The organism is Bryocella sp. (assembly GCF_058498515.1).
On record NZ_JBMHYI010000005.1, the window covers coordinates 192,241 to 209,918 of the forward strand.

General features: G+C 63.8%; 13 protein-coding genes. 6 read left to right on the forward strand and 7 right to left on the reverse strand.

Annotation, left to right across the window (positions count from 1 at the left end; genetic code table 11):
• Nucleotides 1–7: 7 nt before the first annotated feature.
• The 5 genes from AC5E6W_RS01770 to AC5E6W_RS01790 form a co-directional block, all read right to left on the reverse strand.
• Complete coding sequence (locus AC5E6W_RS01770; RefSeq protein WP_491750538.1) at nucleotides 8–2,347, reverse strand: penicillin-binding protein; 2,340 nt, start codon at nucleotides 2,345–2,347, stop codon at nucleotides 8–10.
• Nucleotides 2,348–2,483: 136 nt separating this feature from the next.
• The gene (gene ftsL / locus AC5E6W_RS01775) at nucleotides 2,484–3,011 is read right to left on the reverse strand and encodes a cell division protein FtsL (protein WP_491750539.1); all 528 of its coding nucleotides are present in this window, start codon (nucleotides 3,009–3,011) and stop codon (nucleotides 2,484–2,486) included.
• Between the two features lie 287 nt (nucleotides 3,012–3,298).
• On the reverse strand, nucleotides 3,299–4,237 hold the full coding sequence (rsmH, locus tag AC5E6W_RS01780; protein WP_491750540.1) for a 16S rRNA (cytosine(1402)-N(4))-methyltransferase RsmH: 939 nt from the start codon (nucleotides 4,235–4,237) through the stop codon (nucleotides 3,299–3,301).
• A gap of 41 nt (nucleotides 4,238–4,278) precedes the next feature.
• On the reverse strand, nucleotides 4,279–4,770 hold the full coding sequence (locus AC5E6W_RS01785; protein ID WP_491750541.1) for a division/cell wall cluster transcriptional repressor MraZ: 492 nt from the start codon (nucleotides 4,768–4,770) through the stop codon (nucleotides 4,279–4,281).
• 631 nt (nucleotides 4,771–5,401) lie between these two features.
• Nucleotides 5,402–5,899, reverse strand: a complete 498-nt coding sequence (locus AC5E6W_RS01790; RefSeq protein ID WP_491750542.1) for a DUF2127 domain-containing protein — start codon at nucleotides 5,897–5,899, stop codon at nucleotides 5,402–5,404.
• Nucleotides 5,900–6,189: 290 nt separating this feature from the next.
• Between AC5E6W_RS01790 and AC5E6W_RS01795 the strand changes: the two genes are divergently transcribed.
• Complete coding sequence (locus AC5E6W_RS01795; RefSeq protein ID WP_491750543.1) at nucleotides 6,190–6,747, forward strand: fasciclin domain-containing protein; 558 nt, start codon at nucleotides 6,190–6,192, stop codon at nucleotides 6,745–6,747.
• 113 nt (nucleotides 6,748–6,860) lie between these two features.
• Entirely contained in the window at nucleotides 6,861–7,463 is a 603-nt protein-coding gene (locus AC5E6W_RS01800; protein WP_491750544.1) for an SRPBCC family protein, read from the forward strand.
• Between the two features lie 3 nt (nucleotides 7,464–7,466).
• Here the strand turns inward: AC5E6W_RS01800 and dxs are convergent, their stop codons facing one another.
• Nucleotides 7,467–9,359 (reverse strand): 1-deoxy-D-xylulose-5-phosphate synthase, encoded by a 1,893-nt coding sequence (gene dxs / locus AC5E6W_RS01805; RefSeq protein WP_491750545.1) that lies wholly within the window; start codon nucleotides 9,357–9,359, stop codon nucleotides 7,467–7,469.
• A gap of 346 nt (nucleotides 9,360–9,705) precedes the next feature.
• Between dxs and AC5E6W_RS01810 the strand changes: the two genes are divergently transcribed.
• Entirely contained in the window at nucleotides 9,706–10,776 is a 1,071-nt protein-coding gene (locus tag AC5E6W_RS01810; protein ID WP_491750546.1) for an alpha/beta hydrolase, read from the forward strand.
• Nucleotides 10,777–10,863: 87 nt separating this feature from the next.
• On the opposite strand, the gene AC5E6W_RS01815 is transcribed toward AC5E6W_RS01810, so the two are convergent.
• Entirely contained in the window at nucleotides 10,864–12,273 is a 1,410-nt protein-coding gene (locus AC5E6W_RS01815; RefSeq protein ID WP_491750562.1) for a dicarboxylate/amino acid:cation symporter, read from the reverse strand.
• Nucleotides 12,274–12,456: 183 nt separating this feature from the next.
• Here AC5E6W_RS01815 and AC5E6W_RS01820 point away from each other — a divergent pair, with 183 nt between their 5' ends.
• The 3 genes from AC5E6W_RS01820 (at nucleotide 12,457) to AC5E6W_RS01830 (ending at nucleotide 17,611) form a co-directional block, all read left to right on the forward strand.
• Nucleotides 12,457–14,250: a FecR domain-containing protein gene (locus AC5E6W_RS01820; protein ID WP_491750547.1), complete on the forward strand. Its 1,794-nt coding sequence runs from the start codon at nucleotides 12,457–12,459 to the stop codon at nucleotides 14,248–14,250.
• 52 nt (nucleotides 14,251–14,302) lie between these two features.
• Nucleotides 14,303–14,866: a YybH family protein gene (locus AC5E6W_RS01825; protein WP_491750548.1), complete on the forward strand. Its 564-nt coding sequence runs from the start codon at nucleotides 14,303–14,305 to the stop codon at nucleotides 14,864–14,866.
• A gap of 207 nt (nucleotides 14,867–15,073) precedes the next feature.
• Nucleotides 15,074–17,611, forward strand: a complete 2,538-nt coding sequence (locus AC5E6W_RS01830; RefSeq protein WP_491750549.1) for a PAS domain S-box protein — start codon at nucleotides 15,074–15,076, stop codon at nucleotides 17,609–17,611.
• The last annotated feature ends 67 nt before the right edge of the window (nucleotides 17,612–17,678 follow it).

Genomic DNA, 17,678 nt, shown 5'->3' on the forward strand with positions numbered 1-17,678 from the left:
CGTTGCGTCAGCGTGAGAAGCGCACGACAACTTCGGTGCCGACCGGCACCATCGTTCCCGGCGCCGGCGCCTGCTCCCGCGCCATGCCGCTGCCCAGCGTCTGCACCCGCAGACCCAGCGCCCCAGCCTGCTGCACCACCAGCCGCAGCGCCTTGCCGTCGAACTGCGGCACGGCGACGCGCTTCGACGCATCGACCACAACCGACCCATTGCCGCGCTGCTCCACCTGCGCATGCACCGTCACCGGCTGCACCTTCGCATCGGGGTTCGAGCCCTCCGCGCCGAAGCCGCGAGGCCCCGCATGCAACGCCGCCAGTGCCTTTGCTGACAGCGAGGCCAACTCAGAGTGCTTCGCCGCGCGCTGATCGGCCTTCTGCTGCGCCGCGGCCTCAGCCTCCGCATCGGCGACTCGATTAGCAGCCATCGCTGCAGCGGTCGCAGGAGCGCGCAGTGGATCATCCTGCGGCAGGCTGTTCACATCGTCGAACATTGCTGCGAGGTCCGTGCCAACATCATCGCCCGTATCCTCGCGCTCAGTTGTCTGCTTCGACGCCAACAGTTCCGTCGGACTCTTCAGCGGCTCATCATGCGGCACGCCGAGATACTCCAGGATCTCCTGCGCGACCTCGCTGAACACCGGCGCCGAGGTCGTGCCGCCGTAACCGTTGCCCACCGTTGGCGTATCGATCACCACCGCCACCGCGATCGCAGGGTTGTTCACCGGCGCGAACCCGGCGAAGCTCGCCACCAGCTTGGTGTGCGAGTACGTGTGCGTCTTGGGGTCGATCTTCTCCGCCGTACCTGTCTTACCCGCGGCACTGTAGCCGTTCAGCGCAGCGGGACGCCCCGTGCCCTCCATCACGATGCCATGCATCATCATCCGCATCTGCGCCGCAGTGGCCTCACGGATGACACGATGCGAGCCGTCGGGAAGCTGCGCGGGAAGCGACGTCTCCGGCCGAAAAGGCTGCGCGTCGGAGTGACCATCGTGGTCCTTGTCCACCTCGCGCATCAGGATGCGCGGCGGCAGATACGTTCCACCATTCGCCAGCGTGCTCACCATCGACACCAGCTGCACCGGCGTCACGCCGATCTCCTGCCCAATCGCCAGCGACAGAACGCTCGTCGCGCTCCACTTCCGCGGCGGACGCAGCAGTCCGCGCGTCTCGCTCGGCAGCTCAATGCCCGAACGCTGGCCAAAGCCGAAGCCGCGCATGTAGTCGTAAAACTGCTGGCTGCTCAACTTGAGCGCCATCTTCGCCGCGCCCACGTCGCTCGAGTGCTCCAGCGCCTGCTGCACCGTGATTACACCGTAGTGATCGCTCTTGTCGTCGTGCAGCGTGCGGCCATACATCGTCATCGAGCCACCCTGGCAGTCCACCATGTCCGTCGGCTTCACACCCGCGGCATCCAGCGCGGCAGAGTACGTCACCAGCTTGAACGTCGATCCAGGCTCGTACACATCGCTTACCGCAAGGTCCGTCAGCGAGTCCGCATCGACATGGCGCTGGTCGTTGGGATTGAACCTCGGCGAGACCGCCAGCGCAAGAATCTGCCCCGTGTGCGGGTCCTGCACCACCAGTGTCCCATGCTCGGCCTTGTACTTCGCGACCTGCGCATCCAGCGCCTTCTCGGCCATGTACTGAATGTTCGAATCGACCGTGAGCACCAGGTTCTCACCGGGCATCGGCTCACTCACCACCGACCCCATCACATGCCGCTTCGCATCCACCGCCGTGAGCATGTGCCCCGGCATGCCGTGCAGCTCGTCGTCGAACTCCTGCTCCATGCCGCCCAGGCCGTTGTCGTCCGTACCCACATAGCCGAGCACATGCGCCGCCAGATCGCCCGAAGGATAGAAGCGCTTGAACTCTTTCTGGAGATAGATGCCCTTGAGGTTGAGCTCCCGCACCCGCTGCGCCGTCGGCGCATCCAGCTTGCGCGCAATCCACGCAAAGTTCTTCGAGTCATTCATGCGCGCCAGCATCGCCGGCTCGGTCGTGAAGCGGTCCAGCGGATCCTGGTGGATGACTTTGGCAAGGATCGCTGCGTCCTCAGCGCGGTTCTCACCCACCTCGCTCGGCACGGCATACACGCTGTCCACCAGCACGGTCATCGCCAGCTCGCGCATGTTGCGGTCGTAGAGCACGCCCCGCCGCGGCGCAACCTCAAACGTCCGCTGCTGCTGCTTCTCCGCGCGCTCCTCGAACTCGTGATGCCGCACGATCTGCAGCCAACCCAGGCGCAGGCAGATCGCCAATCCCCACAAACAGAAAAACACCGCGACCCAAACAAATCGCACTCTGCGGATCGGAGCGGTCAGTGTTCGTCGCGGAGCGGGTTTCATCGGTGGGCAAAGGCCTGGGAACACTTGGAAGTGGTGAGTTGCGAGTTCTTAGTTGCCAGCTTCGGTCGATCGCATATACCCGGCACGGACACTAACAACGAAGAACTGGCAACGAAGAACTGACAACCTGCAACTTCTAATTCGCCCGCAGCACCGGCTCCTGCGCCTGCGCCAGCACCGCATCGTTGTGGCCGCTGCCCATCGGAAGCACCACCTGTCCCGGCGCCGGGATATCCAGCCCCAGCTGCCTGGCCAGACGGTCAAGCCGATTCGGGTCGCTCAGTTGCGCGTCCTGCAACTCGAGCTGGCGGTTCTTCTCGCGCAGCTGCTCCACCTGCTGCTTCTGCGACTCCACCTTGTACCCCACCTCGATCGCCGAGAGGTGCTGCCACACGTAGACCATCGTCAGCGCGAAGAACATGGTCATCGCCATCGTGAAGATCCGCATCTCGCGGCGGCGCACCGGATCCTCAGCCTTCACCAGGCGTGAGTTGTCGATGTGCTTGGCGAAGAACATCTCCGGCGTGGGGCCGCGGCGCAGGCGGCGTTGCGCCTGGTACAGCTCGGTGTTGCGCTCCGCAACGCTGGGCGAGCGCCGCTGCTGCCGCGCCAAACGCGAGTGCATCCGCTCCATCTCGTTTCCAACTACCGCCATCGTCGCCATTGCTTGCCTCCGCGAACCTGGTACCACCCGGGCCCGGTATTGCATGTCTTGCCACTACCATCGCTAACGGCGAAGCCGCTAACGCGAAGCGCTACCCGGCTGTGCCAGCTAACTGCTGTTCCAAACTTTTTCGAGCCGAGGTTGCTGTATGGGGGAAGGGACTTTGTCTTACTTGGTTTGTCTTTCGCCTGAAAGCACGGCAGGACAACCCCGGCTCGAAACTTGTCGTACCAAACCTTGTCGTAACACCTTGTCGTACCAAACCTTGACGTACAAACTCTGCGGCCTTACCGCTTGCCCCGTCCGGGTTTCATCCCCGGCCTTGGCGCGTGCGCTGCCTTCTCCGCCGCTCGCAGCTTGGCGCTTCGGGAGCGCGGATTCATCCGCTCCTCCTCCTCGCCTGCGATCACCGGCTTCTTCGTGAGCACTTCCAGCTCGCCGGTCCGCGCTGCTTCCTTGAACGCATCCTTCACCAGCCGGTCCTCCAGCGAGTGGAAGCTGATCAACACCACTCGCCCACCCGGCTTGAGCAGAGTTCCCGCGCTCTTCAGCAGCGATTGGATCTCGCCCAGCTCATCATTCACACGAATTCGGATCGCTTGAAAGGTTCTCGTCGCCGGATGGATTTTCTCGCCTTTTATTGGCGGGGCACAGGCCGAAACGACTCGAGCAAGCTCTGCTGTCGTCGTAATCGGCCTGGCCCGCACAATAGCTCTGGCGATTCTCCGCGACCTCCTTTCCTCTCCGAATTCGTAAATCAGGTTCGCGAGGTCTTCTTCGTCCGCCTGATTTACCACTTGTTCGGCCGTCAGCTCGCTGCGCGGATCCATCCGCATGTCCAGCGGCCCTGAGGCCCGAAAACTGAATCCTCTCTGCGCCTCATTCAGATGAAGGCTGCTGACGCCAAAATCAGCCAGCAATCCATCCAGGGAACCCGGTGCGATCACCTCGGCGATCGTCGAGAAGGCCTGCGGCACATACTCGATCGCCGGTGCATTGCTTCCCAGCTCGGCAGCCACAGCGCTCAACCGCTCGCGTGCCGTGGCCATCGCCTGCTGATCGCGGTCAAACGCGATCAGCTTTCCCGTCGGGCCCAGCCGTCGAAGAATCTCCGACGAGTGACCCGCAAGACCCAGCGTTGCGTCAACCACGACGCCGCCCGGGCGCAGATTCAGAAAGTCCAAACTCTCAGCTAGAAGAACCGGTACATGCTGCGGTGTTGCCATTCGCTCTCCGCCTCATGCGCTCCCTGGGGAGCTCGTTACAGCTAAATTCCCTTCACTCCGATTACCGCGAGGTCACTACCCCGGAACGGCTCGGATTCCAACCTGCTGACGAAGCGGGAGTCGTTCACAATCTCCATACGCTCGCCCTTGCCCAGCACCGCAACATCGCCCTTCAGGTCCGCCTTCGTACGAAGAATCTGCGGAATCAGGAGGCGGTCCTGCGAGTCGAGCTCCACCACCTGGCCGTAATAGTTCACGGCATCCTCAAAACGGCTCTTGGCGTCCGAGGCTGGCATATTCGCCAAATCAGCCTCGATGCGCTCCCACACCTCCATCGGGTAGATCTCGGCTCTGGAGCCGTCCCGGCTGGTGATGTAAAACCGCCGCCCATACTTCCCGTCCATCTCGCGCTTGTGATCTGCAGGAACCTTGAGTCGGCCCTTTTCATCAACCCGCGCTGGACAGTTTCCCCGTAACACCTTTGCCTCGTTTGCGCTTCCGGTACCTCTGCGGGTACGCCTCTCGGCGCACACAGCTCCCGTTCGTGGCCCGGAAGGGTACGATCAGTAGGGTTTGTGGCTTTTGTTCTGCGATGGGCCACATCACTCCACTTTTCTCCACTTCGTTCCACTAAAGATCGCGCGAATCGATCCTCCGCGCAAGGGACAAAAGGCGCAGTTTCGCGCCGCTTTTCCACTCAAGATGTGGAAAATCAAACCCCTCGTGGTTGTCGACCCTGATACCCCAAGATGTAGTCGTTACCAAACGGAGTCGTCCCCGAAACCGCACTTGCGTGGTTTCGGGCCCCGGGTATATGGCGAAATAAAAGCGAAAGCCTCGGACGCAGCCCCAGTGGAAGATTGTGGTCGAACCGAAAGACTTCCGGCTCAAAGCTCGATGCCGCCCCTTTCCATAAAACTGGCGTCTGGCATCTGGCAAACTGGCATCCGGAACTTCAGACCTCTCCGGCCACGCCTGACCGGAACGCTTGACACACCCGATATACTGATCTCGATATAGAAAGAAGCGCCCTGCCAAAAGCCGGGCGCTTCGCATTTCCGGTTTCTGATTCCGGCTCAAACAGAGGTCCGGAGCCAAAGTCTCTGCGATGAATACTTTGCGAAAACAGGGGGGGGGAGGGGGGTACCCCAGTCAGCCCGGGTGCTACCCCCTGTTCGCCAGCTCTTCGAAGGTCCCCTTCTTCTTCAGCACCCAGAGCAGGTAAAGCAGCACAGCAATATTTACCGCCGTCAGCAGAATCTTGTACCAGGCAAAGTGCCGCAGGATCTCGAAGCCCTCCCATGGCAGCGCCAGCGCGGTCAGGGTCAACGTGAAGTACTCGGCCCAGCGCTTCTCCATCAGCAGGCCAACGGACTCCACCAGGCATAGCCCGGCATAAAGGAAGGCGAAGAGCGCTCCCTGCCGCAGTTGGTGGTGGGTGACGAGCTCCGAGCGTTCCATCAGGAACCTGGCAAAGTTGCCTTCCGCGTCCAGATGCGCCCAGTCATGGGCTCGGGACACGAAGCGCACCGCGAGATCGCCCAGATCCTTGTGGATCAGGTTGAGCGCTCCCACGCCGACCGCGGTAAAGAAGAGCACCTTGGAGAGCTTGAAGAGCCCCACCAGCCAGAGTCCCTGGCGATGCGGATGCGCGTCTGCCATGGAAGCTTCAGGCGCAGCATGCGGCATGGTTTCCGGCGCAGACGTCATCATTCTTAGTTGAAGTGTGCTCATAGGCTTTGTCAACGCGGGGGAACCTCACACCGAACCCCATCTGGAGGGTGTGGCTTCTCCCTCGCGAAGTTTTCTTCGCGATGCATCAATCCAACGGCAGAATGCCTGCGTAGTTGCAATGTGACCCAATCGCAGCCGGCGCGATGGTCCTTCAGCAGTGCGCATTCAGAACTGCGATGTGCATGACCACAGCGTTCCAACACGCGAAAGGAAGATCCATGAAGCGCTCTTTGATCACGATCCTCGCCGGTGCGGCCCTGGCCGCTACCTCCATGACCCTTGCAGCTCAAATGAAAGACCCCGATGTCGGCGGCGCGCCGATGTACTCGGACAAGACAGTCGTAGCGAATGCCTCGACCGCCCCGAACCTCACCACGCTGGTAGCGGCCGTCAAGGCCGGCGGCCTCGTCGACACGCTCTCCTCGCCCGGCCCATTCACGGTCTTCGCCCCCACCAACGATGCCTTCGACAAGCTCCCCGCCGGCACGGTGGACACGCTCGTGAAGCCCGAGAACAAGGCCACGCTGGACAAGATCCTCACCTACCACGTGGTCAAAGGGAAGATCACCTCCAAAGACCTCATGAAGTGGATCAAGAAGAGCGGCGGCAGCTACACCGCAACCACGGTCGAGGGCGGCAAGCTCACCTTCACCATGGACATGGGCAAGATCAAGATCACCGACGAAAAGGGTGGCACGGCGTGGATCACCACCGCGGATGTCTACCAGTCGAACGGCGTCGCACATGTCATCGACACGGTGCTGATGCCTTCCTAAGTTCCTACGCAGGGAAAGCAGCGGTCCGCACGACCACTGTCCTCGGGTGACGCCTTACTAGGGGGCGTCGCCCATTTTTTTCGCACGCACGAAGGGAAGAGCCCACACTCGCCATGAAGAAAATCTGCATGCCGCACAGCGGCGAGTCGCGGAGCGATCTATACTCGCAGCCACCGATGCATCTTCACTTCGAAGCGCAACAGACTTTGCACTTTCCGGTGGAGCTCGTCTTCGCCTTCTTCGCCAACCCCGAAAATCTGCCTCGCCTGATGCCGCCGTGGCAGAAGGCCCGCATCGAGGAGGCGAGCTTCGCTCCTCCTCCGAGACCGCCGGTGACCGCCAACCCGCCCCGCTTCGGCGTCGTCGCCGGCAATGGCACGCGGCTGAGGATGACCTTCCGTCCCGTGCGTTTCCTGCCGATACGCTTTCCCTGGGAGGCCACCATCGAGGACTTCCGCTGGTACCAGGGCTTCTGCGACGTGCAGGGACAGGGCCCCTTCGCTTACTGGCGGCACTGCCACTCCATCTCGCCCGTCGAGGTGCACGGCAAGCCGGGAGCCATCGTCACCGACCGCGTGGAGTACGCGCTCCCCCTGGCTCCCATCACGCACCGCTTCAATGCTCTGCTGGTGCGGCCACAGCTTCGCAGCATCTTCCGCTACCGCCAGAAGCGCACCTCGGAGCTGCTGGGGCTCATCGCCCGCCATCAGGCGTAGCGGCTACGCGATCACCGGCTTGCGCAGCAGCGGGCGTACGCGCTCCAGCGCGGCCTCGGCGGTCACACCGTACTTCGCGCGAAGCAGCTCCACCTTGCCGTGCTCGATGAACTCATCCGGCCAGCCAACGCGCACCACCGGAACCTCGATCGACTGCTCGTTGAGGCTCTCCAGCACCGCCGAACCATAGCCGCCGGCGAGGACGTGGTCCTCCATCGTGACGACAACGTCAGCATGGCGCGCGAAGGCGCTCAGGCACTGCGCATCGATCGGCTTGGCAAAGCGGCCATTGATGAGCGCGACCGTGTGTCCTTCGGCCTCGAGAGACTTCGCGAGCTTCTCGCCCTCGGCAACCATGTTGCCCAGCGCGAAGACTGCAACCTCGACGTGGCCGGACCGATCTCGGCCATCCTGCAGCACCTCGGCCTTGCCAATCTCGAGCCTCGCAGGCTCCAGCTTGACGACGGCCCCTGGCCCCGTCCCGCGCGGATAGCGGATGGCGCTCGGCCCGTCATACTCGAGCGCTGTAAACATCATGTCCTGCAGCTCGTCCTCATCCTTCGGGTCCATGTGGATGATGTTCGGGATGCCGCGCAGGTAGCTGATGTCGAAGAGCCCATGATGCGTCGGGCCATCGTCGCCGCTCAAGCCGCCACGATCCATGCAGAAGACCACCGGGAGCTTCTGCAGTGCGACATCATGCACCACCTGGTCGAAGGCGCGCTGCAGGAAGGTGGAGTAGATCGCGCAGAATGGGCGGAAGCCCTTGGTCGCCATGCCCGCCGCAAAGAGCACCGCATGCTCTTCGGCGATGCCGACATCGAAGTAGCGCTTGGGATGATGCGGCCGGAAGAGATCCAGTGCGGTGCCGTTCGGCATGGCAGCCGTGATCGCCACGACCTTGTCATTCATCGTCGCCAGCTTGGTCAGCGACTCCGCAAAGATCTCCGAGTAGGTCTTCTGCCCTGTTGGCTTGGTCTCGCCGGTCTCAGGATCGTACGGCCCCAGGCCGTGGAACTTCTTCTGCTTCTCGATCGCCGGCTGGAAGCCTCGACCCTTCTGTGTGAGCGCGTGCAGCACCACGGGCCTGTTCTGGGCTTTGAGGAACTTGAAGGTCTCGATGAGCAGCGGCAGGTTATGACCGTCGACCGGGCCATAGTAGTCCAGCCCGAACTCCTCGAAGATCATGCCGCGGCCGATGACACCCTTGGCGGCTTCCTCAGCCTTGCGTGCGATGTGCGATGCCGCACGGCCGCCGAATTTGCCGATTAGTCCTACCGCGCGATCGTGCAGGTTCACGTAGGTGGGATTGGTCGCGATCTTGTGGAAGTACTCCGCAATGGCGCCAACGTTTTTGTCGATCGACCACTCGTTGTCGTTGAGGACGATGATGAGTCGCTTGGTGGAGGCGGCCACGTTGTTGAGCGCCTCAAAGCTGATGCCATTGGTGAAGGCCGCGTCGCCCGCCAGCGCGACCACATGCTCGTCGCCGCCAGCCATATCGCGCGCCACGGCCATGCCCAGCGCCGCGCTCAGCGCAGTGCCCGCATGGCCCGCGCCGAAGCTGTCGTGATCGCTCTCCGTCCGCAGCATGAAGCCATTGAGGCCGTTAGGCTGGCGGATGGTATCGAAACGGTCCTCGCGGCCCGTCAGCAGCTTGTGGACGTAGCTCTGGTGGCTCACGTCGAAGACGAAGCTGTCCTTCGGAGTATTGAAGACGTAGTGCATGGCAATGGTCAGCTCGACCACGCCGAGATTGGGGCCGATGTGTCCACCGGTCTTCGCGACGCCCTGAATCAGGCGTTCGCGGATCTCCTCGGCAAGACGCTCCAGCTCGATGATGCCGAGCCGTTTGACGTCCGCGGGAGACTTGATCTTGCTCAGGTACTCACTCATTCGCGAAAGGTCCAACATCCGGGAGAGGAACGCTTACAGCTGGCCTAAGCCGACCATAGCGCGGGACGAACCCGCCGCCAACTCCATCCAACCAGTTTACCAATCCCCGGTACCGTAGGACGGGAGTGGACGCGTGCGGGTTGTGGTCCGGTCGTTTCTATTGCGCCGGGTGAATCGTCCATCCAACCCAAAAGTATCGCCGCGCGGGCAGACTTGCCGCGATTCTACGGATTTGGTGTACCTGGTCAATCGTAATTTCGCCGGTGCAAAGTGCCTCGCGCCCCGCTCCGGACTCCGTGCCGCGCCTCACCCGCATCCCTCGCAACCTTGCAGTAGGATGTACCGCATGATGCGACACACCCGTACGGCCGTGGCTGCAGCTCTCTTCGCTCTCCCCTTCGGACTTCCTCTGGCCGCGCAGAGAACGACGCTTCCTCTGTGGCCGCACCAGCCCCCCGAGCCGCCTTCGACGACCGACCCCGAAAAGGACGTCACCACGCCACAGATGCCGCTGATCAGCGGCCACCGCAGCACCCGGCTCACACCCGTCACCCAGCCCACGCTGACCATCTACGAGCCCGCCAAGCCGCTCGCCAACCATCCGGGAGTGCTTGTGTTTCCCGGCGGCGGCTACACCCGCCTCGCCTGGGATGGCGAGGGACTGGACTCCTGCAAGTGGCTCAACTCCGTCGGTATCACCTGTCTGCTGGTGAAGTATCGCGTGCCCCAGGATCGCTATCCGACCAGCTATGCGGATCTGGAAGACGCGCAACAGGCCATGCGCCTCGCCCGAAAGCATGCCGAAGAGTGGCACCTGAATCCCAAGCAGATTGGAGTTCTCGGCTTCTCGGCCGGAGCGCACCTGGCCGTGGTGCTCAGCTCCCACGCGGACGACACGCACGTGATGTCCACACCCGCAGCCCCCGATGTGGATAGCTCTATCGACGCGCGGGCCAACTTCGCGATGGTGATCTATCCGGCGTATACCGCCGCGGACTCGGATGCCGGCAAGCTCACCGTTCTCGATCCCAATCTCACGCCGACCGAGCTGACACCGACGACTTTCCTGCTGCAGGCCGAGAACGACCCGGTGCACGTGGAGAACTCGCTGGTCTACTACCTGGCGCTCAAGAAGGCTCACATCCCAGCGGAGATGCACCTCTACCCCACTGGCGGCCATGGCTTCGGGCTGCACCCGCTCAACTCGCCGGAGAGCCACTGGACCGACCTCGCGACCACCTGGCTGCGCACCATCGGTGTGATTCCCTCCGGCAAGGGCGACGACAGCGACGCGAACTTCGGTGGAACCCCGACGACCACGCCCTGCGCGGTTCATCCGCCGTCCACGCCGCCACGCGCTGGCCGCCCGGATGCTCCAAACCCGTCGCCCCAGACGAACGATCCGAACTGCCCGTAAGAGAGGATCCTACGTTGTGCGTTCTACGTTGTACGAGTCGCTATTGCAGCCTTGCACGTAGAACGCAGAACGTATAACGGTTCCACCTCACAGCTCCGCGACTTCCAGCGCAGCCTCACTCGGAGGCTCGGAGTCCATCGAACCCTCCCATTGCGCGACGATGGCGCAGGCGAGGCAGTTGCCCACGACGTTGATCATCGTGCGGCCCATATCCAGCATGGCGTCGAAGCCGAAGAGCACGGCGATGGGCCACTCCGGAAGGTGGAAGGTCGCGGCGGTGGCCAGCAGCACCACCAGCGCAGCGCGCGCGACCCCGGCAACGCCCTTGCTGGTCAGCACCAGCGTCGCCATCATGAAGAGCTGCTGCCCCAGCGAGAGATGAATGCCCGCGGCCTGCGCGACGAAGATACTCGCGACCGCGAGGTACAGGCAGCTGCCGTCGAGATTGAAGCTGTAGCCTGCCGGGATGACGAAGGCGACGATGCGCCGCGGCACGCCCATGGCCTCCATCTGCTCCATCGCGGCGGGCAGTGCGGCCTCGCTGGTCGCGGTGGCGAAGGCGATAGTTGCGGGCTCGGCGACATGGCGCAGGAAGCGGCGCACTGGAACGCGGAAGAACAGCGCCGTCGGCAGCATGACCAGCACAGCGAAGGCCGCGATAGCGCCGTAAAGCGTGAGCGCGAGCTTGCCCAGGCTCCAGAGCACGCCCACGCCCAGGTGGCCGATGGTCGCGGCCATGGCACCGAAGACACCGATAGGCGCGAAGTACATCACGAGGCCCGTGAACCGCATCATCACTTCGCTGAGGCTGGAAGCCAGCGCCAGCATGGGCGCGCGCTTCTCTTCGCTGACGAGGCAAAGCGCAGCCCCGAAGAAGACTGCGAAGACCGCAACCTGCAGCAGTTGGTTTTCGGCGATGCTCTTGGCAATGTTCTCCGGGAACATATGCAGCACCACCTCGTCCCACTTGAGCCTGGGAGCCTCCGGCAGCGCGGGCGCGGCTGCTTTGGCAGGCGCAGACTGCACGGAGGAGACCACCTGCGGGCCTTGAGCCAGTCCCACACCTGCCTTGCTCAGGTTGATCGCCACCAGCCCGATGACGAGTGCAAGGGTCGTGGCCACCTCGAAGTAGATCAGCGCACGGATGCCCATCCAGCCGACCTTCTTCAGGTCGCCATTGCCGGCAATGCCCACCACCAGCGTACCGAGGATCAGTGGAGCCACAATCGTCTTGATCAGCCGCAGGAAGATCGCCGAAAGCACGTTCATCTGCATCGCCGCATGCGGCGCGTCGACACCGACCTCCGCACCGGCCACCATCGCAACGAAGATCCACGGCGTGAGCTTGCGGCGTCGTACCGCGTCCGCACACAGGATCGCGATGCCGACCCAGCGGAGCACGATTCCGATGGAGTGGGCGTGAAGCGCTGTGCCTAGCGCTAGTAGCACCACGCCGCCCGCCGCCAGCAGCGAGCCTTTGCCAATCTTTGGGGCCATGATGCGAAGATAGCAGCCGCGCACGAGCCCGGTCTCGGGGCCACGGGCCATTGCGCCGAACCGGAGAGCATCCAACGAGGGACTGCAGGTTTTTGCAACCGTCGCCGGGCCTCATTCGTCTCCTGTACAGTCGTAGGCGGCCAAACGCTGCGTACCAGAGCAGCACGCCCATGCGGAGGCCCTATGCGTTCCCTCGCAGTCGCCGTTGCGTTGTCTCTCGTTTCCCCTCTCTCCGTTATGGCCCACGCGCAGGACACTGCCCCGAGCGTCGGCCAGAGCCTGCCCCAGATCGTCCGCCTCAGCCTGGTGGAAGGCGACGTACGCCTAGAGCGCGGCAAAGCCGCCGGCCCTACTCCTACCGGGTGGGTAAAGGCCAAGGCTGGCGTGCCGCTGGAGTCCGGCTTCAGCCTTGTCACCGGCGACGGTCGCGCGGAGATTGAGTTCGAAGATACCTCCACGGCTTACGTCGACGCCAACTCGGCATTGACCTTCAATCAACTCACCACCGAAAACGGCGCGCCGCAGACCGCCATGACGCTGTTGACCGGCACGGTGACCCTGAACGTCACGACCACGGTCCGCGGCGAGCGCTACCTCGTCGCCACGCCCCAGCACGACGTCTTCGTGCCGTATCCCGATCGCAGCTATGTCCGAATCCAGAGCTACCTGGATGGCATGGATGTCACCCCGCTCTCCACACTGCCGGTGCGCGTCTCCTCAGGCAACCGGAGCGCCATGGCGTCGTTGGGCCATACCCTCCACTACACCTCCGGCAATCTCCCCGTGGTCACGCCGGCTGCCGGGGACGGCACTGGGTTCGACAGCTGGGTGGAACAGAAGCTCTCGGAGCGCCAGAGCACGATGAGCGAGGTGATGGTGCAGGCCGGGCTCAACGGTCCGCTGCCCGGGCTTGGCGATCTGAATGGCCGGGGACAGTTCTTTCCCTGCGCACCGTATGGCACCTGCTGGGCGCCCACCGGCGGGTGGATGGCCTTCCGGGGAGGCGCGCAGCTGAACGGCGTGCACTGGGAGGACGAGGACGAATTCTTCCCCTGCTGGGCGGGCCGTTACCGCAACCTCGTCGGCCTGGATGCCATCACCCGCCAGCGCCGGCTAGTGTACTCCGAGCTCGAAGACTTCGACGATTACAACTGGACGGTCTGCCACGCCGGCTGGTGGATTCACCGCGAGCATGGCTGGGCGTGGGTCGTCGGGCGCAAGCTGCACCATCGCTGCCCGGTGCGCTGGGTGGAGTCCGGAGGCCACAAGGGCTACGTGCCTATTCATCCCAAGGATCGTCCGGGCCAGGCTCCGGAGAACCTGAAGCTCGGGATCTATACGGTGGCCGACAAGCACGACCACACGGTGGAACACGACGTGTGGAACACCGGCGACCCGATCAAGCTGCTGAACCAGGCTCCGAAGGACTTCCGCAAGGAGTATTTCGGTCCTCTGCCTGCAACCGAGACGCCGAAGCTGGAAGCACACGTCGAACCGCTGCGCCTGGCCGCGGCTCAGCTCGAAAAGCTGGGCGAGGGCCGCCTGGCGGACGCCCACGGCAACTCGCATCCCGTAAAGCTGAATGGGGTCGAGACGCCCAAGCCTGGGACGCTGACCTTCAACGCCCACTCGCAGACCTTCATGCTGGCGCACGAGGTCGATCGCGGCGGCCACACCAGCTCCGTCACACAGCCCTTCGGCGGGAGGACAGACTCCAACGTGGGCCACGGCGGCACGATCTCACCCGCCAACTTCTCGAGCGGAGGAAACTCAGGCTCATTCAACCGCGGCGGAGGCAGCTCCGGCTCGTTCAACCATGGCGGAGGCGGTGGTTCGGCCGGTGGTGGAGGCGCATCCCACGCGGGCGGTGGAGGCTCGGCCCAGAGCGGAGGGGGCGGTGGAGCTTCTCATGGCGGCGGCGGTTCCGCTCCCTCGGGTGGCGGGTCGTCGTCGGGGGGCGGTGGAGCTCACCACTAGGCCTCTGACCCGCAGCTACCCGACGCACGCTCTGCGCTTTACAATCAAGCGCATGCGTGGAGCCCTCCTGACCCTTCGCCGCGCCGTTCTCGTCGCCGCATTCTCTACCGCTGGGCTCGCCGCGGCGCAGGTTCCTACGCTCACGCCTTTTCCGCAGGGGCAGGCGCCGCCGGTCCCAGGCAAGAACGGACCCTCGCTGACACCGATTCCCACCCCAACACTCTCGCCCGGCGTGGTCGAGCTGCTCAAGCTGGAAGGCCAGTTCGGCCAGGCCGTCGCCAAAGGTGGAGGCAAGGCCTTTGCTGACTGGTTTGCCGACGACGGCGTGACGCTGAGCAACGGCAAGCCTCCCGTGCAGGGCAAAGCTGCCATCTCCGCCACTGCCCAATGGGACCCCAAAATCTACCAGCTCACCTGGTATCCCGAGGGCGCACAGGTCGGGCCCTCCGGCGACACGGGCTTCACCTGGGGGCACTACGACGCCACGACCAATAGCCCGGACGGCAAATCGACTACCAGCTCCGGCCGATACATCACCTTCTGGAAGAAGGTCGCTGGCAAATGGAAGGTCGCCATGGATGCCAGTGCGGACGATGCACATTCGCTCAGCAACTGAAAATCCCCCCGGACGAGCGGAAACGCAGCAATTCCGGCGATCTTCGGACGCGACCGTCCCTCCGGCGACACTTTATTCGAAATCAGTCCCCACGAAGTTCCCCGTTTCTTCCCTGACGTGACTCAAGTAAGGTGACCCTTTGATCGGCGATTGCAGCCAAAGTGGGACTCCCTCCGTACCCCTCTACTTCGTATGCTCAAAGTGAGGATGACAGAAGCCCCCATAAACGGTGTCGAGCAGCAGCGGCTCGAGGCCCTGGCGCGCTACGCGCTCGCCGAGGCGCCGCACGACCCTGCCCTGGACGACATCGCTCGTCTGGCCGCACAGCTGTGCAACGCTCCCGTGGCTGCCATTTCCATCATCGATCGCGACCGGGTCATGCTGATCGGCCGCCATGGCACCGACGTCGAGTCCGCGCCGCGCCTCTCTCTGCCCTGCGAGATCACCATCTCCGGCGAGGGCATCTACCAGATTCCTGACGCCCGACGCGATCCCGAGTGGTCGCCGGGGGGCATCCCGTTCGGAGACCACCGCTACCGCTTCTACGCCGGCGCTCCCATCGTCACACCTCATGGCGTCGCGATCGGCTGCCTTGCGGTGTTGGATTCCGCTGCACGCAAGCTCACGCCAGAACAGCTCGAATCCCTGGAGAGCCTCAGCCACGTCGTCACTACGCGCCTTGAACTCATCCTGCGGATGCGCGAGACAGACTACTCCGCCCGCGAACGGATGCGCGTGGAGTCGGCCCTCACCGTCGAACGCAACTTCGTCTCCGCCGTGCTGGACACCGTCGGCGCGCTGGTGGTGGTCTTCGACACCGCTGGCCGCATCGTGCGCTTCAACCGCGCCTGCGAGATCATCTCCGGCTACAAGTCCGCCGACCTGGTCGGCAAGTATGCCTGGGAGCGCCTGATCCCCGAGAGCGACGTCCCCGCGTACATCGAGAGCTTCGACCGCATCCGCAGCGGCCAGTTCCCTACCACCTACGAGAACTACTGGGTCGCGGCCGATGGCTCGCGCCGTCGTATCTCGTGGTCGGCTACAGCGCTGGTGGACTCCCAGCGGCAGGTGGCGTTCATCATCGCCACCGGCATAGACGTTACAGTGCAGCGCATCGCCGAGACCGCCATCCGCGAGTCGGAGTCACGCTACCGCCAGATCGTCGAGGGATCGCTGGGCATGGTAGCAACCCATGGCCTCGATGGCGTCGTGCTGTCGATCAACCAGTACGGTGCGCAGGGCATCGGCCGCCGCGTAGAAGATGTCGTCGGCTGTCCACTGACCAGCTTCCTCTACCCCAATCGCCACATCACGCTCGAACCCTACGTGAACCAGCTACTCACCACGGGCGAAGCGCAGGGGCTGTTCCACATGCAGCACCTCAACGGCGAGGAGCGCGTTATTGCCTACCGCAACCGTCTCGTTGAGCCGCGTGACGGAAAGCCGTACGTGCTCGCCTTCGGCGTGGACATCACCGAGCAGGTGCGCGCCGAAGAGCAGCTGCGTGCGCTCATCCGGCAGTCGAACTCCGTGCTCGAGAGCGTCGGCGATGGCATCTTTGGTATCGACCTTGAGGGCCGCTGCACCGTCGTGAATCCTGCTGCCGCGCAGATGCTCGGCTACCGCCCGGAAGAACTGCTGGGCCGCAACATGCACGCCCTCGTGCATCACACCCGCTCCGATGGTTCGCCCTACATGGCCAGCCAGAGTCCCATCGCGCTAGCTTTGCGCAACCGCACCACGGTACGCGTGTCGAACGAGTGCTTCTGGCGCAAGGACGGCACGGGCTTCCCCGTGGAGTATGTGGCCCGGCCGCAGATCGAATCGGGCGACGAGACCCAACCGGTCACCGCCGTCGAGCTGCAGCACCCACACCATCCTCCGGAACCGCCGCTTGGCCCCATCGCCACCAACGCCGCCGGGGCTCCGCTCTCGCGGCAGTCGATGGTGCTGGCCGAAGCCCCGCTGGTCGAAGGCCAGGCCGTCGGTGTGGTCGTCGCCTTCACGGACATCAGCGAGCGCAACGCGCTGGACCGCATGAAGGACGAGTTCATCTCGACCGTCTCGCACGAGCTGCGCACGCCGCTCACCTCGCTGCGTGCCGCGCTGGGCCTAGTTGCTGCTGGAGCGCTCAACGCCAGGCCCGAGCGCATCAAGCAGATGATGGAGATCGCCATCGGCAATACCGACCGCCTGGTCCGGCTGGTGAACGACATCCTCGACCTCGAGCGGATTGGCTCGGGCAAAGCCGAGCTGCGCCGCACCATGTGCTCCATGGACGAACTCATGCGTCGCACCACGGCTCTGCTCGCGACAGCCGCACAGAAGTCCAATGTGCGCTTCGTGATCGAAGCCGGCGACGTGCAGGTCTACGGCGACGCTGACCGGATCCTGCAGATGCTGACGAACCTCGTCTCCAACGCCATCAAGTTCTCACCGCAATCGGAGACCGTCACCAGCGAGATCCGCCTGTCAGCGCATCATGTCTCGCCGGACCAGGCGCTCATCGAGGTGCAGGACCATGGCCGCGGCATTCCAGCCGACAAGCTGCAGCAGATCTTCGAGCGCTTCAAGCAGGTGGACGCCTCCGACTCGCGCGAAATGGGCGGTACAGGCCTCGGTCTCGCCATCTGCCGCAGCATCGTGCAGCAGCACGGTGGCTCCATCTGGGCCACGAGCACGCTGGGGCAGGGCTCGACCTTCCACTTCACCCTGCCCACACACCCCAGCGGCCACCTGGGCTAGAGCACCGTTGCGAAGTCGCATTGCATATGCAAAAAAGAGGCCCGCGCCGAAGCGCGAGCCTTGAGGT

Excerpts from the sequence above, each read along its gene's own strand:
- AC5E6W_RS01770 (WP_491750538.1), bottom strand. The coding sequence starts at position 2,347 with ATGAAACCCGCTCCGCGACGAACACTGACCGCTCCGATCCGCAGAGTG.
- ftsL (WP_491750539.1), bottom strand. The coding sequence starts at position 3,011 with ATGGCGACGATGGCGGTAGTTGGAAACGAGATGGAGCGGATGCACTCG.
- rsmH (WP_491750540.1), bottom strand. The coding sequence starts at position 4,237 with ATGGCAACACCGCAGCATGTACCGGTTCTTCTAGCTGAGAGTTTGGAC.
- AC5E6W_RS01790 (WP_491750542.1), bottom strand. The coding sequence starts at position 5,899 with ATGGCAGACGCGCATCCGCATCGCCAGGGACTCTGGCTGGTGGGGCTC.
- AC5E6W_RS01795 (WP_491750543.1), top strand. The coding sequence starts at position 6,190 with ATGAAGCGCTCTTTGATCACGATCCTCGCCGGTGCGGCCCTGGCCGCT.
- AC5E6W_RS01800 (WP_491750544.1), top strand. The coding sequence starts at position 6,861 with ATGAAGAAAATCTGCATGCCGCACAGCGGCGAGTCGCGGAGCGATCTA.
- dxs (WP_491750545.1), bottom strand. The coding sequence starts at position 9,359 with ATGAGTGAGTACCTGAGCAAGATCAAGTCTCCCGCGGACGTCAAACGG.
- AC5E6W_RS01810 (WP_491750546.1), top strand. The coding sequence starts at position 9,706 with ATGATGCGACACACCCGTACGGCCGTGGCTGCAGCTCTCTTCGCTCTC.
- AC5E6W_RS01815 (WP_491750562.1), bottom strand. The coding sequence starts at position 12,273 with ATGGCCCCAAAGATTGGCAAAGGCTCGCTGCTGGCGGCGGGCGGCGTG.
- AC5E6W_RS01820 (WP_491750547.1), top strand. The coding sequence starts at position 12,457 with ATGCGTTCCCTCGCAGTCGCCGTTGCGTTGTCTCTCGTTTCCCCTCTC.
- AC5E6W_RS01825 (WP_491750548.1), top strand. The coding sequence starts at position 14,303 with ATGCGTGGAGCCCTCCTGACCCTTCGCCGCGCCGTTCTCGTCGCCGCA.
- AC5E6W_RS01830 (WP_491750549.1), top strand. The coding sequence starts at position 15,074 with ATGACAGAAGCCCCCATAAACGGTGTCGAGCAGCAGCGGCTCGAGGCC.